Raw genomic sequence first — 15,840 nt, forward strand, 5'->3', positions numbered from 1 at the left:
CAACTAATTAGAGGCATTACCTATTTTTTATTATGGGTAAATGCCGTGTTGTCTCGGGAAAAGGGTAACTACCTGGTAACGCACAATACCGCCCCATTGTTGTGTATGTAATTGTTTTAAAAGTTATTTATTGATTTTTTGGGTGACTTTTCTTAACAGGGGAACCAGAATGGAACCGCTTGGGGGCGGGATTAGTCCCTATCCAGCAAGGTGATAAGTGTCAATTTTACTGGGCAACTCGGCGTTCAGACTCGCTTGGAGAGTTGCTGGATATAAAAAATACCAGTATTATTTTGCACTTCATAAACCTAGTGAGCATGTTAAATCGCCGGCGGGTTGCAGGCGCGTTATTACACCGCATTGGCCGCTGATGGAACCCGCTCAAGTATTCGTTAAGCCAATAGACGATGGCGAATATGGCAACACGTAGGGGCAATGGACGGCCATAGTATAGCTCTAGTGAATGTTTGCTACTGAAGTGCCTCCTCTATATCATTGCTAAAAAATACACATATTATTTATCCAGGATGTACCCGGTCTTGTCTGAGTTGACATATCGGTAACGGAATTTTTTGAAAGGAATGTTCGATGATAAGTACCCAAAAGAACCTGTGTTTAGGCGTAGTGCTGTGCAGTGGCTTATTGCTGGCAGGCTGCCAAAAAACCGCACAGACGAGCTCGCAAGACTCCCAGACATCCACCGTTCAGGCTCCTCCTCAGCAGATCAGCGTGTCCCCACCACCGCCAGCACCGGCCGCCGAAGAAAACAAAACCAGCAAGATTGGCCTGTGCCAAAGCGAACTGGCGTCACTTAAGCAGGTCAATCCAAAGGCTTATGCGGTCAAACAGGCCAACTTTAACCGCCTGGTGAACAATGCTTCGGTGTATAGCGCGGTACGTGGCGACGTCAATTCGACGACCAAAGACACCCTTGATGCATTGTACAAATATAAAACCAATCAGTTATGCGCCGAGATTGAACGTGAAGTCCTGCAAGGCTTGATCCAGAGAGGGGAAAGCGTGAAATGAAACGCAGGATATATTGCGGTGCCTTGTTGACGTTGGCGTTACCGTTAGGAGCAGTAAGGGCTGAGGAGGCCGTGACCCCCGATGCCCATGCGTTGAATTCACTGGATGCGATCACACGCCAGGTGGATGAGGCTCCGGCGCTGCTTTTTCTGACGCCTTCACAACTGGATACAGCAGAACCTGCAAAACCCAAAGGTAATAAGCCCGCCAGCAGCAAGCCCAATGCGCTGGCCAAGTCGGCAGAAGAGAGGGACGGTGAGCGCATTCGCGAGATGAAGGCGCTGCAAGCCACCATCAATCAGTTGAAGGCCAAAATCACCAGCCAGGAGGCGGCGCTTGGGCAGTTGCGTAAAGCGCAATCCCAGACTGCGGGCTCAGCTTCTGAGTTGGCCCGTCTGCAACAGGCCATCGAGCAAAGCCAGCAGGAAAACGCGCGGCTACAACAGCAGCTCGCCGCACAGGCCAAGGAAAGCGAGCGGCAGATGCAGCAAATGAAACTGCAACAGCAGGATCAACGCACCAGTTCGCAATTGCAGCAACAGTTGACGGCGCAAACCAAAGATAACGAACAAAAAGCGCAACAGATCAAACAACTGCAGCAAACGTTACAGCAAAATCAGCAGTCGATTGCTCAACTGCAGGAGCAACTGTCAACGCAAGCGCGCGATAACGCTCAGAAAACCCAGCAGATGAAACAACTGCAGCAGGATCAGCAAACGCTGGCGACGCTGCAAACGCAATTGGCGGCGCAAACCAAAGACAGCGAGCAGAAAGCCGAACAGATAAAACAGCTGCAGCAGTCCGCTGCCAAGCTGCAACAGCAGTTGGCGGCGCAGGCCAAAACGAATGATGAAAAATCACAACAGGTTCAGCAATTACAGAAAAATCAGCAGGCGTTGGCGAAGCTGCAAGAACAATTAGCGGCCCAGACCAAAGACAGTGAGCAAAAAGCTCAGCAGGTGACACAACTGCAAGCGCAACTGGCCGCGCGTAGCAAAGAGAATGACAGCAAGACCCAGCAGGCGATGGCGAAACTGCAACAACAACTGGCGGCCCAAACCAAAGACAGCGAGCAGAAAGCCGATCAGGTGAAACAGCTGCAACAGGCCAGTGCCAAGCTGCAACAGCAACTTACAGCGCAAACTCAGGGTCATGAAGAAAAAGCCCAGCAGGTACAGCAACTGCAACAAAACCAGCAGTCGTTAGCGAAGCTGCAAGAACAATTAGCCACTCAGGTGAAGGACAGTGAATATAAAGCCCAACTGGTCAAACAGCTGCAAGAGCAACTGACGGCGAGCAAAAAAGAAGCAGAGCAAAAAAACCAGCAGGTGGTGGCGAAACTGCAAGAGCAGTTGGCTGCTCAGACTAAAGACAGTGAACAGAAAGCCGAACAGGTGAAACAGCTGCAGCAGGCCAGTGCCAAGCTGCAAGAGCAACAGGTCGCGCACGCTAAAACTAACGATGAAAAAGCGCAGTTGGCGGCACAGCTACAGCAAAACCAGCAATCGTTGACCAAGTTGCAAGAACAGCTGGCTACTCAAACCAAAGAGCGTGAACAGAAAGCGCTACAGGTAACTCAGCTGCAAGAGCAATTGGCCGCGCGTAGCAAAGAGAACGAGCAAAAGACCCAACAGGCGATGGCCAAACTGCAGGACCAACTGACCGCTCAGACCAAAGACAGCGAGCAGAAAGCCGAACAGGTGAAGCAGTTGCAACAGGCCAGCGCCAAGTTGCAGGAGCAACTGGCAGCGCAAGCTAAAGTCAGCGATGAAAAAACGCAGTTGGCGGCACAGCTACAGCAAAACCAGCAGACCTTGGCCAAGCTGCAAGAACAGCTGGCAACCCAGACCAAAGAACGTGAGCAAAAAGCCCTGCAGGTAACCCAACTGCAAGATCAACTGACAGCGCGTAATAAAGAAAACGAGCAAAAGACCCAACAGGCGATGGCGAAACTGCAGGACCAACTGGCCGCTCAGACCAAAGACAGCGAGCAGAAAGCCGAGCAGGTGAAGCAGTTGCAACTAGCCAGCAGCAAGCTGCAGGAGCAGTTGGCGGCGCAAGCCAAAATCAACGATGAAAAAGCGCAGTTGGTAACACAGCTACAGCAAAACCAGCAGACCTTGGCCAAGCTGCAAGAACAGCTGGCTGCCCAGACCAAAGAGCGTGAGCAGAAGGCGCTGCAAGTCACCCAGTTGCAAGAGCAACTGGCGGCGCGTAGTAAAGAGAATGAGCAAAAGACCCAACAGGCGATGGCCAAACTGCAGGATCAACTGGCCGCTCAGACCAAAGACAGCGAGCAGAAAGCCGAGCAGATGAAGCAGTTGCAACTGGCCAGCGCCAAGCTGCAAGAGCAACTGGCCGTGCAAACCCAGGGGCATGATGAAAAAGCGCAACAGCTGAAACAGCTGCAGCAAAACCAGCAGTCGGTGGCCAAACTGCAAGAACAACTGGCTGCGCAGACCAAAGACGGTGAGTTGAAAGCCGAGCAGGTGAAGCAACTGCAACAGACCAGCGCCAGGCTGCAAGAGCAGTTGACCGCGCAAACCAAAGACAATGAACAGCAAGCGCAGCAGGTGCTGCAATTGCAACAAAATAAACAAACTGTCGCACAATTGCAGGCACAGCTAGCCATCCAGAGTAAAGACAGCGAGCAAAAAGCCGAGCAGATGATGCTGTTGCAACAGGCTAGTAGCAAGCTGCAAGATCAACTGACCGCACAGACCAAAGCCAATGATGAAAAAGCGCAGCAGTTGAAACAACTGCAGCAAAATCAACAAGATCTGGCCAAATTGCAGGTGCAGTTGGTGACTCAGGCCAAGGACACAGAGCAGAAAGTACAACAGGTCAAACAGTTGCAAGATCAGTTGGTGGCTGCCAGTAAAGATAACGAGCAGAAAGCCCAGCAGGTGAAACAGCTACAGCAGGGCCAGCAAGAGTTGGCCAAGTTGCAGACCCAACTGGCGGCCCAGGCCAAGGATAGCGAACAAAAAGCGCTACAGGCCAAGCAGTTGCAGGAACAGCTGACGCTGAATAACAAAGATTTCGTGCAGCAGGCTCAGCAAATGAAGAAGTTGCAGCAAGAGCTGTTGACGTTGGCGAAGCTGCAAGACCAACTGACCGCGCAGACCAAAGACAGTGAACAGAAAGCGCAGCAGATAAAACAGCTGCAGGAGCAGTTGACGGTTTATGGCAAAGACAACGATCAGAAGGCCCAACAGGTCAAACAACTGCAACAAAGCCAGCAAGAGTTGGTGAAGTTGCAAGAGCAGTTGGCCGCGCAGACCAAGGATAGTGAGCAAAAAGCCCAGCAGATCGCCCAGTTGCAGAAGACCAGTCAGCAAGAAGCTACCAAGCTGCAAGAGCAGCTGGCCGCGCAGACCAAGGACAGCGAACAAAAGGCTCAGCAGATCGCTCAGTTGCAGCAGGCTAGTCAGCAGTCGAACACCAAGCTGCAAGAACAGTTGGCCGCGCAGACCAAGGACAGCGAGCAAAAAGCCCAGCAGATCGCCCAGTTGCAGAAAACGGGTCAACAAGAGACTGCCAAGCTGCAAGAGCAGTTAGCCGCGCAAACCAAAGACAGCGAGCAGAAAGCGCAGCAGATTGCCCAGTTGCAGAAGACCAGTCAGCAAGAGGCTACCAAGCTGCAAGAACAGTTAGCCGTGCAGACTAAAGACAGCGAGCAGAAAGCGCAGCAAATTGCCCAGTTGCAGAAAACGGGTCAGCAAGAGGTTGCCAAGCTGCAAGAGCAGTTGACCGCGCAGACCAAAGACAGCGAGCAGAAAGCGCAGCAGATTGCCCAGTTGCAGAAAACCAGTCAGCAAGAGGCTACCAAGCTGCAAGAACAGTTAGCTGCTCAAACCAAAGACAATGAGCAGAAAGCCCAGCAGATCGCTCAGTTGCAGCAGACCAGTCAGCAGGAAAGTGCCAAGCTACAAGAGCAGTTGACGGCACAAACCAAGGACAATGAGCAGAAGGCGCAGGATCTCGCCCAGCTACAGCAAAAGCTGGCTGCCGCCGAGAAGATGCAAACGGCGAGTTCGTCTGCGGTCGTGGAGCCTAAAACTCAGCAGCAAAAACGCGATTATGCGATCGGTACCGCGTTGGGTAATGACATCCTGGATTTGCTCAACAGCAAAAAAACGCAGGGTGTTGACGTGAATCGCCAACTAGCGCTGGCAGGCGTGAGCGATGTGATCAACGGCCAGACCAAATTGGCTAAAGATCAGATTGCCAAGGCCCTGTATGAAAGCGAGTTGGAACTGAACGATCAGCATAAAAAGACCAAACAGCAGAACGAAAAGCAAGGCAACAGCTATGTTGAGAAGTTCAAAAAGCAGCCACGCGTCGTTCAGTCTAAGCAGGGCTTCTATTACCGCATCGACTACGTTGGCGATAGCGTGGTCGGAGAAGGGGATACCGTCGCCGTAGTGGTTAAAGAGAGTTTGACCGACGGTAAAGTGATCAAGGATATGGATCTGGCCGGGACCTCCATCTCGCAGCCGCTGAGCGCTTATCCGCCGCTGTTCCGCGAAGCGTTAGGCAAGCTGAAGAACCACGGTAACATGACCCTGGTAGTCCCGCCTGAGCTGGCCTATGGCGACAAAGGCATGGCACCGGATATCCCACCGGGTGCGACCATGGTCTATAACGTTCGCATCCTGGATGTGATACCGGCAGCCGAGCAAAAAGCTCAGTAACCTGATAACAACCCCGCCAGACGATCGGCGGGTTTTTTTTGCCTGAACCATGCTGGGGCCTGATCATGTTCCAGCGTGGTGCAAATCCTGACTTTACTTCCTCAACCAATCCCACCTTGTCGTTAACTTCCATTATTTTTTAATAACTTGGCTTTATAAAAAGCTGAATGTCCCGTCTGGCCCGTTTTTTGCTGCGGTAGTTGAGGTCGTCACGTTATCAGCCAATGCAGTCAACTGCAGGTAGGAGCCAAGATGAATTTCAGACGCTTGAAGTATTTTGTAAAGATCGTCGATATCGGCAGCCTGACTCAGGCAGCGGAGGTGTTGCATATTGCGCAGCCTGCGCTGAGCCAGCAGGTTGCCACCCTGGAAGGGGAACTGAAACAGCAATTGCTGATCCGTACCAAACGCGGAGTCCTGCCTACGGAGGCCGGAAACATTCTTTATGCCCACGCGCAAACCATTCTTCAGCAGTGCGAGCAAGCTCAGCAAGCGGTTATCAGCAGTGGGGAAACGATGGCTGGGCAGGTGATGGTTGGCCTGGTGCAGGGTAGTGCGGCCTCGCAGTTGGCGCTGCCGCTATTGCAGGCAGTGCGCGATCGGCATCCGGGAATTTTACTGAGCCTGAATGAAAATATCGGCAGTGCGCTAGGCCATCAAGTGGCAACGCAGGCTCTGGATATGGCGGTAATGTACGGAGAAAAAATGCCGTCCAACCTGAACGTCACGACATTGGCGAAAGAAGATTTGTATCTGGTGGCAGCAAGAAGCATTCCGCATCCGGGTAACAGCATTGATTTATCGGTGGCGAGCCGGTTTAACCTGTTTTTGCCGCGAGAAGGGGACGTGGTGCGCGGCCTGGTCGATGAGGCTCTGGCGCTACGCCAACTTACGGCGAATGTGATTGGTGAGATCGAATCCCACAGTATGCTTTGTGCCGCTATCGCCAGCGGAATGGGGGCGACGATCCTGCCAGAGTCGATTGCCAGGGCCATGATCGGCCCGGCCAAGGCCTGGATGATCCGCCTCAATGCTCCGGCGCTTTCGGTGCCGCTGGCACTGGTGGTTTCCGGCCAAAAACCACTTACTGCGGCTGCGGGAGCGGTGAAGGAAATCCTGCTGGCCATCACTGCCAGCCATCATCAGCCGACGCGAGTGCTGGCTTTGGCACAATAATAGTAGGGGCGCCGCATGCTGCGCCCGGATAGCCGCATGCGATGTCCGAATTATCGCATGCGACGTCCAGTTGGCTTTGGATCAGCGGAACGGTGGCTCGTTGAAGGTACGCAGTTTGCGCGAATGCAGGTGTTCACCCTCGGCCCGCAGCAGATCGATGGCACAAATCCCGATCTGTAAGTGTTCCGAGATCGCGCCTTCGTAGAAACGGTTTGCCTGACCCGGCAGTTTGATTTCGCCATGCAATGGCTTATCAGACACGCACAGCAGCGTGCCATAAGGCACCCGGAAGCGATAACCCTGTGCGGCAATGGTGGCACTTTCCATATCGACGGCGACGGCGCGGCTGAGGTTAAAGCGCAGTGCGGAAGCCGAATAGCGCAACTCCCAGTTGCGATCGTCGGTGGTGACCACCGTACCGGTACGCAGCCGCTGTTTTACCGCCTCTCCCGGCATGCCGCTGACCGTTTTGGTGGCGTCATACAGCGCGCGCTGAACTTCCGCGATGCTTGGAATTGGAATATCCGGCGGCAATACTGAATCTAGTACGTGATCGTCACGCAGGTAAGCGTGGGCCAACACGTAGTCGCCAATCGACTGGCTTTCCCGCAGGCCGCCACAGTGGCCGATCATCAGCCAGGCATGCGGTCGCAGCACGGCCAGGTGATCGCAGATGGTTTTGGCGTTGGAAGGGCCCACCCCGATATTGACCAGCGTGATCCCCTGACCATCGTTGGCGATCAGGTGATAGGCAGGCATCTGGTGATTCTTCCAGGCCAGATCCGACACCGTCTGCTCTGGATTTGGCGTTTCTGCCGTCACATAGTGGCCCCCGGCACAAGACAGCGCGATATAGGGGCTGGCCGGATCGGCGATCTGACTGCATGCCCAGCGAACAAACTCATCGACATAGCGCGTGTAGTTGGTAAACAACACGAAGTGCTGAAAATGCTCCACCGTCGTGCCGGTGTAGTGCCGCAGGCGTGCCAGTGAGAAATCGGTGCGCAGAGCGTCGAAATGGGAAAGCGGAAAATGGTTGGCAAAAGGAGACAGGCCATCGGCATTTTCATCGCCGATCTGGGCCAGTTCGGTGGTGGGGAAATGCTTGGTAAGCCCGGCACTCATGGTTCTGTCCAAGGCCAGATCGGAGCCGTCGATCACATAGGGAAAGGGGATTTCCTGCTGAGAGGGAACCACTTCGATCACTGCGGCGTATTCACTGGCCAGCAGGGCTAGCTGTTCGGCCAGATAGGGACGGAACAGCTGCGGGCGGGTGACAGTGGTGGTGTAGTTGCCTGACCGGGTAAAGCGGCCATAGGCGCGGGTTCTTGGGTGATCGGGATGCTCTCCATCCCAACGCACGCGCAGTTCAGGGTAGGAAAACAGCCCAGAGGCACGCGCCTGTGCGCTCGGCAGAGTACCATCCGCGATAAAGGCTTTGATGGCAGCGCGTAAAGCGTTAACCGATGCGTCATACAGTGCTTCGAGTTGGTCGAGGGCTTGCAGGGTAGTCAACGACGTTTTATTAGGGGTATCCATTGTTTTTCCTCGGTTCTTGCGATACCTCAGCATAGCGTAAAGCGCTGGCCGAATGAATCTCTCTACTATTTCTCTAGAATTGCCGCATTAACGAATATCTGTCATTAAGGACGAAAATAACCAGCCTCGCTTCGCCAGCGGGATGTTAAATGACGCTAATCGTCGTTGTTAAATCTTGCGCTGCCCGGCTATGATGGTGCACTGAGGCAATGGACAGATTGAGAAGCAAGCCTGGCGTCGGGTTGATTGGCGCGGTGCGTTTGACTTCGGGGACATAGGGACATGGAGCAGGAACCTTCCAGCCAGACACCTGGCTATTTACGTTTTACGCCAGGGCGGCCGCTCTCGCTTTGGCATCGCTACGTTGCCCGCCTGTTGGTGCATTTTTACTATTCCTCCTTGAAATTTTTTACGCCGAACGGGCTGCGTGTAGCCCCGTTGAATGGCGAGATACCAACCTTGCTGCTGGCCAGCCATCGCAATGGCGCGACAGACGGTTGGGTATTCAACCAACTATTGCCTACTGCGCAGTTTCTCACCGCGGTGCAATTGCTGCGCTCACGCTTTCTGCGGTTAATGTTTGCGGGGATCCCCGTCGTTCGTGACAAGGATCGCCAGCGTTATGGCTATAGCCGTGCACAGGCGGGAAACCCCATTCTTCATGCCATCGCTCATCTTAAACAAAGCGGCAGCGTGATCGTCTTCCCCGAAGGCACCAGCGAGTGGGGGCCAGGGCCGCAACCTTATCAGCCCGGTACAGCGAAAATTGTCCGGCGGCTGATGCAGGATCGGTGTCGTTTTCAGGTGGTGGTGGCCGGTTGTTTCTATCAGGCGCCAGATCGTCTGGGCTCTGCCGTCGAGCTGCTGGTGAGCGAACCGCTGGTTCTGCCAGAGCAGGGCGATGCCAGTGCAGCAGAGTGGGAGCAGAATATTCAACAGTGCCTGAGTCACGCGTTGGACCGAGTCTCGGTTAACTGCCGGGATGAACAGATGTTGGCTCAGGTAGCAGAGCAAGCCTGGAGTTCTCGCCGTGCTGGGGATTCTTATGCGCAGGCATTCAAGCAGGCAGAACAGCAGACGTTAAGCGAACCTGTCATAACCGCATCGCCGGTAACCCCCTCATTATTAGATCACCTGCTGTGGCGTCTGTTTATCCTCACGCTGTTACCGGTGTGGTTCGTGGGTTGGTGGGTTGGGCGCAAAGCCGATGGCCGTAACACCACCACCTTTTTCCGCCTTGCCGGCGGTTTCGCCATGGCGCTGATCTGGCTCCCCTGTTTGCTGATAGCCGCGATATTTTATCCTTGGCTACTGCTGGTTTACGGCGCGGCAGTGTTGGGATGGCGGCGGCGGGGCAAATTTGCAGGAGCAAACCTTGAATAGTCGTATCGAACCAGATGCAGGGGGGGCGAGACGTGGCGTGAAGCTCAGTCATCGCTGTTACCTCGGGGTGATAGCCCTGATCTTGATGGCCGGGATAGTTAGCGCCATCCGCCTGGAGGACAGCCAGTTTATTATCCCTGGCGTATTTAGCCTGTTAGCCCTGTGCCTGCTGTTCAAAGTCACCTATACCCGTTCGGAACGTTGGCGAAGTTGGCTTGGGGTGATCCAGTTTGCCAACAGTTGGTTGGTCTTTCCGCTATTCAAAGCGATCCATCTAGTGACACAAAGATCCTTTGATACCGAACTGCTGGCGTTGGATCGCGTGTTGTTTGCTGGCGTTGGAGCGACCGAGCGGGTCCGCGTACTGGAGAGTTATTGGCTGTCGGAAGTATTGAGCCTGTGTTATCTGGCCTTTTACCTGCTGATCCTGGTACCGGTGATCGTCTATGCCGTTAAACGCAAAACGCAGGCCAGCCGCGGGTTCTTTTATGGTCTGATGCTGATGTATCTGTTTGGCTTTATTGGCTATTGCCTGATCCCTGCCGCTGGCCCTTATCTGCAATTCCCCGAGCTGTTTAGCTATCCGCCTTCTGGGGGCGCGATCACCGCTTTTCTGGTGGGCCTGGTTGCACAAGGGGGAACCGGGATGGATGTCTTTCCCAGCCTGCACTGTGGTATCAGCCTGTATATTCTTGGTTATCTGATATTGCAGCGGCATTTTTACATCGCTCTGCTGATTTTCCCCGTTGTTGCCGGGCTGGTTCTGGCAACGCTTTATTTGCGCTATCACTATGGTATCGACCTGATTGCAGGGACGTTGCTTGCCTACACGGTACTAGTTTGGTTGCGCTACTGCGGTTATTTTCGTCACGATGCCACGCTAAGGATATAGCATATGCACGTAGCAACAGATTTTACCTTGGTATTCTCCGATGTCCGTGCCACCGAGCTGCAATTGAGCGGTGGCAAGGGCGCAAGTCTGGCACGCCTTACCGCGGGTGGCCTGCCGGTTCCTCCTGGATTTATCGTTACCGGTGAGGCGTATCGCCAGTTCCTTGCTCCGCTAACGCCACAGATCACCGCTATTTTGCAACAGAGTGCCGATGCGGCTGTGCAGAGCCGGAGGATCCAGCAACTGATCCGTGCCCAGCCGATTGATGAGGCCTTGTCACAGTCGATAGCCGAACGATTGCAAGCGCTAGGAGCGGAGCAGTGGGCGGTCGCGGTGCGTTCGTCTTCTACTTTTGAGGATCTGCCCGGTGCCGCCTTTGCCGGGCAACATGATACTTTTCTGAACCAACGTGGTCTGGCGGAAATCCTCACCGCATTGCGGGATTGCTATGCCTCGTTGTGGCATGAGCACGCGATGATGTATCGCATTCGCCTACAGCTTGCCCACCTGGACGCTTCAATGGCGGTGGTCGTGCAGCAAATGGTAGAAATGACGGCGGCAGACAGTGCGGGCGTTGCTTTCTCGATCGATCCTATTCAGGGCGATCTGAACCGGGTGCTGATTAACGCCTGCTTTGGGCTGGGCGAATCGGTAGTCGGCGGCGAACAGGAAATTGATGAGTTCCGCGTGGCGCTGCCGGACTTTACGGTAGTGGAACGCAATATCGGCCAAAAACGCGAGATTATCCTCAAGGATACGCAAGGGGTTAAACATCTGGCGCTGTCTGCCGAGCAGATGGGGCAACCTTCTCTGACCGATACCCAGTGCCAGACGGTGGCGAAAATGGCCCGGCAGGCACAGACGTTCTTTGGTTTCCCGCAGGATATCGAGTGGGCATTCTCTGCCGGAAGCTGCTATCTGCTGCAATCACGACCGGTGACCTACGTGCCTGAACGCTGGACGCGTGACGAGTCCGCCGAGCGTTTCCCCAATGCGGTCACCCCGCTGACCTGGGATCTGGCCGAGGAAGGCTTCCATGAATCACTGAACTTTTCCTTTGAGCTGATGGGCTTGCCGCACTTTGGTGGCAAGTGGTTTGCTATCAAGGATTTCTATATCTACGGCAACCAAAACGCGGTTGAGCTGTATGCGGGTGGCATGCCGGGGGGCATCAGCTCGATTGAACAATTGCAGGCGGCATTGCCTGAACTGGCCAGGCGCTACTCTTGGGTTCAGGAACTGCCTGTGCGCTGGATGCGTGATCTAGATACCTATCTGTTAGAGATTGGTGCGCTGCTGCGTGAAGATCTCTCGACCCGCAGGCTGGATGAATGTTGGCAATACGTACTGAACGTGCGCGATGCCGGCAAGCGCTACTTCTTGCCCAACATCGCTATCTCACTGACTCAGCGCACCTTGTATGCCGTGCTCTACCAGATCCTGAACATGTCGATGGCGCCCACGGAGGCCAAAGCGATGTTCGACCTGTTGCTGTCGGTTGCCGATACCAAAACCGGGCAGGTGAATGCGGAACTTTGGGAGCTCTCCCGACAGATCCGCCGTGATGCGGCCTTGCAGCAGGCGTTTGAACAGTTGCCTTCAAGAGAGTTGGTCAATCAGCTTCAGGCCTACCCGGCATTTGAGGCACAGCTGACGCAGTTCTTGCAGCGGCACGGTCATCGTGAGCTGGACTTTGACGCTTACTACCCAACCTGGCTGGAAGCACCGCATATCGTGCTGGATCAGCTTAATATGCTGGTGGAGTTGGCCGATGAAGATCTGGCCGGGCAGGCATTGAATGCCAAGCTGGCGGCCTCGGCAGCGCAGCATCAATATTTGAGTCAGGCTCCGGAAGGGATGCGTTACTTTATCGAGGAAGTGATCCGTCTGGCGCGGGTTTACACCTATCTGGACGACCTGGAGCATTACCAGACTACGCGTCTGACACTGCCGTTCCGTAAAGGGATCAAAGAGATTGGTGAAAGATTGGTTGCTCGTGGAGTATTGAGCGAGGCCAGCGACATTTATTTTGCTCCGTTCAAGGTGATCGATGAGGCTATGCGGCAGGATCGGTTTGAGCATCTGGCGCAGGTGGTGCGAGATAACCAGGCAGGCTGGCAACAGGCTAAGCAGCAAAGCCCGGCGTGGAATTTTGGCGAGCAGCCTGGCCCGGAAGAGACTCCGACCGGCAACGAGCTGAAAGGTCTGGCTGGCAGTCCTGGTACCATCGAGGGTGAAGTGTTCCTGATCCATAGCCCAGAAGATTTTGCTCTCTTCCCCAAAGGGGCAATCCTGGTTGCGAGAACCACCAACCCGGCCTGGACTACGCTGTTTTATCGTGCCAGCGGCGTTATCACCGAGAGCGGTGGGCCGTTATCCCACGGTGCGGTTACGGCTCGCGAGCTGCAACTGCCAGCCGTAATGAGCGTCAAGGGTGTGATGAACCGCTTGGAGAACGGCATGCGCGTTCGGGTGGATGGTAAGACCGGTACGGTCAGCATACTGTAAGCTAAAGTCTGGTAGGGGTCAGGGGCGCCGTATGCGGCGCCTCTTTGGCTTTATCCGGCAGCGTCAGCTGTTTTTCCAGATGCAATTGATCACCATCTGTCAGCGTGACGACTACCTGGGTCAAATCCCCCGCGTTGACTGAAAGCTTAATCATCCCCAAAGGTTGCGCAGTATCCGGCGTCAGCGCAATCGTGTTTTGCTGGCGTGAGGTGCTTTGTCCCGCAGAGCCTCGATGGGTGACGCTAACATCGATCTGGCAGGTACAGGCACGCTTGAGCTGGGCCATTGGGGTAATTTTGTATAGGTCGCCCTCGGGTAATGCTTCGATCCACAGCTGGCTGCCATCGCTGTCTGTTGAACTATTGCGTTGCTCGTTCATGGTATTGCCACCTTGATTACCCGGTTCACTAGCCGAAGCCGGGTTAATATTGCCAATGACGGTCAAAAGGCAAATAAACAGTAAAGGGAACAATGGGCATATTGTGGAGCCGGGCATAAATACTCCTTGCGAAACGAATAGTTGACCGAATTATGTTTACCGGGCTTTGGGCCGTTCGACCCTTTCAATCTCCGAGCAGCGGGCATGGTTTTTTACCGCGCGATCCGGTAGTTCACCGTGCTGAATGTAACAGCCGTAGGGCCACATGCAGGAAGCCTGCCTGATAAATATGGCGCAAGGCCGAGAAATGGATTCATCTGATAGCATTATTTTCCATTATCAGGCTCACCATAAAGTCGTAATTCGATTTTTTCAGGTAAATTAGCCTTATGAATTAGTTATGATTAAAAAAAGCAATATTATGGTTTTGTTAAATTAATCATTCGGTTATAAATTTAACTGGCTGGTGTTTATTGGGAGGTTTAGGGTAAAAATACTATTTATCTGATGATTGAATTTTATGTTCTCTGCATTATTTTCTAGTTAGGTTGCTAATACTTAACGAGTAGTTGCATTCAAGCTGGATGCCAATAAAAATATCGCCCCAACCATTTGAATTTCATGTATTTGTATAAAAATCAATAAGAATGATCTTTTTGATGTCTGAGAGGGTATTTTAATTTATTTATTTAAAACAAGATGATGAAAATTCGTTTACATTTAGACACAAAAAGCATGCTTGTGTAAGGAATTATTATTATCTAAATTGAATTGGTGTATTTAGCAGCTCCATAAATATACTTATACTATTGAAGTATTTATTGTTATTTAATACCAGGGTTTGTAAGTCAAAAATTGACATTATAAATATGATGATTGTTCACATAAAAATCACTTTTTAGTCCAATAGAGTGATGTATGGAGTTAATCATGTCTAATGATCTAAGCCCCAGTAGTCGTTTTATTCTTATCTCAAGACCCTCTTTGCAAACGACCATGTTATTACAGTCTCTCAAACGCAGACTTTATGCCGATGTCTGTTTGCAACAGGTCGATAGCACCAATGATATCAATGTAAATGATGGCGATCTATTATTGTTTGATATTATGGCCATAGATGAAAAGCAGTTCAATCGCTGGTGCATAAACTTACGGCGCTGCGAGCGAAGTTTCAAAGTGCTACTGTTTAATACGCCAAACAGCTATCATTACAGTGATATTGTTTCCTGGCCGATGATCAGCGCCGTTTTTTACAGTGACGTTGAAGAGGAATCCCTGATCGAAGGGATCAGGAATGTTTGTCGCGGCGGTAACTGCTTCCCCAAAGAGATCTCAAGCTATATCATGCATCAGCTTAGTTTTATCCGGCCTACCTGGAATAAATCGCCGGAACTCACCCATAGGGAAAGGGAAATTTTAAAAAAACTGATGCTTGGTGCTTCTAATGTCGAAATCGCCAATTTACTTTTTATCAGCGAAAATACCGTCAAAACGCATATCTATAATCTCTTCAGGAAAATTTCGGTAAAAAACCGTACCCAGGCCGTTTTTTGGGCCAACCAAAACCTACAGTAGCCGGATGGTAACATGAAGAAATTAAATTTCTTGTTAATTATCATGCTGAGCCTGACGGTATTTGATTCCACGGCTGCGGAGGTGGAGGTGCCTGGCCTGATTGCCAGCCGAACGGTGACCTCGGTCGGGCAGAAGTTCAGCCGGGACTTTAGCGATCGCTGGACGGATCCTACGACCAATTTAACCATTACCGAAAAGCCTAGTGCCAGGTGGGGCAGTATTATGACCATCAGAACGGGGCAGGATATATTATTTCAAACGGTTATTTTCCCTACCATGCGCAACTATGACGCTACCGTGGATCAGGCCGTGGCCGTTGTCAGTGCTGAATTGAAAAGGCGGGTAATTAATAGAGCCTTATTACAAACGGGAGATCTTTCCCGTGATGAGTTTTAACGAGTACCGGTATTTTTTACAAAAAATAAGGATTTTTTCTTTTGATGTCGTTATTGGGTTGTTACAACCAGGTTTCCTCTATTCTACTTTTTGATCAAACTGGCCGTATATCAGGTCCAGTAAATCGATAAATGTCGTCTTCACAAAGTTATAATTCAGAGAGGCGGAGTTAGAATGAAAATTCTCTATTTGATCCTGTTGACCAGTCTGCTATCCGGATGTATTACGGCCCCACCGAAGGAAGGTGTCGCTACCGATGTAAAACT

At 52.4% G+C, this 15,840-nt stretch carries 10 protein-coding genes; 8 read left to right on the forward strand and 2 right to left on the reverse strand.

The features are described 5' to 3' along the window. Positions 1-588 precede the first annotated feature (588 nt). The 3 genes from U869_RS0128770 (at position 589) to nac (ending at position 6,902) form a co-directional block, all read left to right on the forward strand. Positions 589-1,029, forward strand: a complete 441-nt coding sequence (locus tag U869_RS0128770; RefSeq protein ID WP_025121997.1) for a hypothetical protein — start codon at positions 589-591, stop codon at positions 1,027-1,029. Continuing rightward, entirely contained in the window at positions 1,026-5,726 is a 4,701-nt protein-coding gene (locus U869_RS29905; protein WP_025121996.1) for an FKBP-type peptidyl-prolyl cis-trans isomerase N-terminal domain-containing protein, read from the forward strand. Before U869_RS0128770 ends, U869_RS29905 begins: the two co-directional genes overlap by 4 nt. 252 nt (positions 5,727-5,978) lie before the next feature. After that, positions 5,979-6,902 carry a nitrogen assimilation transcriptional regulator NAC gene (gene nac, locus U869_RS0128780; protein WP_025121995.1) on the forward strand — a complete coding sequence of 308 codons (924 nt, stop codon included), beginning with the start codon at positions 5,979-5,981 and terminating at the stop codon, positions 6,900-6,902. A gap of 81 nt (positions 6,903-6,983) precedes the next feature. On the opposite strand, the gene U869_RS0128785 is transcribed toward nac, so the two are convergent. After that, positions 6,984-8,441, reverse strand: coding sequence for an AMP nucleosidase (locus tag U869_RS0128785; protein ID WP_025121994.1), 1,458 nt, complete (start codon positions 8,439-8,441; stop codon positions 6,984-6,986). Positions 8,442-8,723: 282 nt separating this feature from the next. On the opposite strand from U869_RS0128785, the gene U869_RS0128790 reads away from it, so the two are divergent. Genes U869_RS0128790 through U869_RS0128800 form a run of 3 tightly spaced genes read left to right on the forward strand, consistent with a single transcriptional unit; the run spans position 8,724 to position 13,224 of the window. Next, positions 8,724-9,824 (forward strand): hypothetical protein, encoded by a 1,101-nt coding sequence (locus U869_RS0128790; protein WP_025121993.1) that lies wholly within the window; start codon positions 8,724-8,726, stop codon positions 9,822-9,824. Then, entirely contained in the window at positions 9,817-10,716 is a 900-nt protein-coding gene (locus tag U869_RS0128795) for a phosphatase PAP2 family protein (RefSeq protein ID WP_025121992.1), read from the forward strand. Before U869_RS0128790 ends, U869_RS0128795 begins: the two co-directional genes overlap by 8 nt. A 3-nt stretch (positions 10,717-10,719) precedes the next feature. Beyond that, entirely contained in the window at positions 10,720-13,224 is a 2,505-nt protein-coding gene (locus tag U869_RS0128800; protein WP_025121991.1) for a PEP/pyruvate-binding domain-containing protein, read from the forward strand. Position 13,225: 1 nt separating this feature from the next. Here U869_RS0128800 and csgC read toward each other — a convergent pair whose 3' ends face one another. After that, on the reverse strand, positions 13,226-13,720 hold the full coding sequence (gene csgC, locus U869_RS0128805) for a curli assembly chaperone CsgC (protein ID WP_051588679.1): 495 nt from the start codon (positions 13,718-13,720) through the stop codon (positions 13,226-13,228). An 813-nt stretch (positions 13,721-14,533) separates the two neighbouring features. Between csgC and csgD the strand changes: the two genes are divergently transcribed. Both csgD and U869_RS0128815 read left to right on the forward strand, forming a co-directional pair. After that, complete coding sequence (csgD, locus tag U869_RS0128810; RefSeq protein WP_025121989.1) at positions 14,534-15,178, forward strand: biofilm master transcriptional regulator CsgD; 645 nt, start codon at positions 14,534-14,536, stop codon at positions 15,176-15,178. Between the two features lie 12 nt (positions 15,179-15,190). Further along, a complete protein-coding gene (locus U869_RS0128815) occupies positions 15,191-15,574 on the forward strand; it encodes a CsgE family curli-type amyloid fiber assembly protein (protein WP_025121988.1) in 384 nt (127 codons plus the stop codon). Positions 15,575-15,840: the final 266 nt, after the last annotated feature.

This window comes from Serratia sp. H1w, assembly GCF_000633355.1.
GTDB lineage: Bacteria > Pseudomonadota > Gammaproteobacteria > Enterobacterales > Enterobacteriaceae > Chania.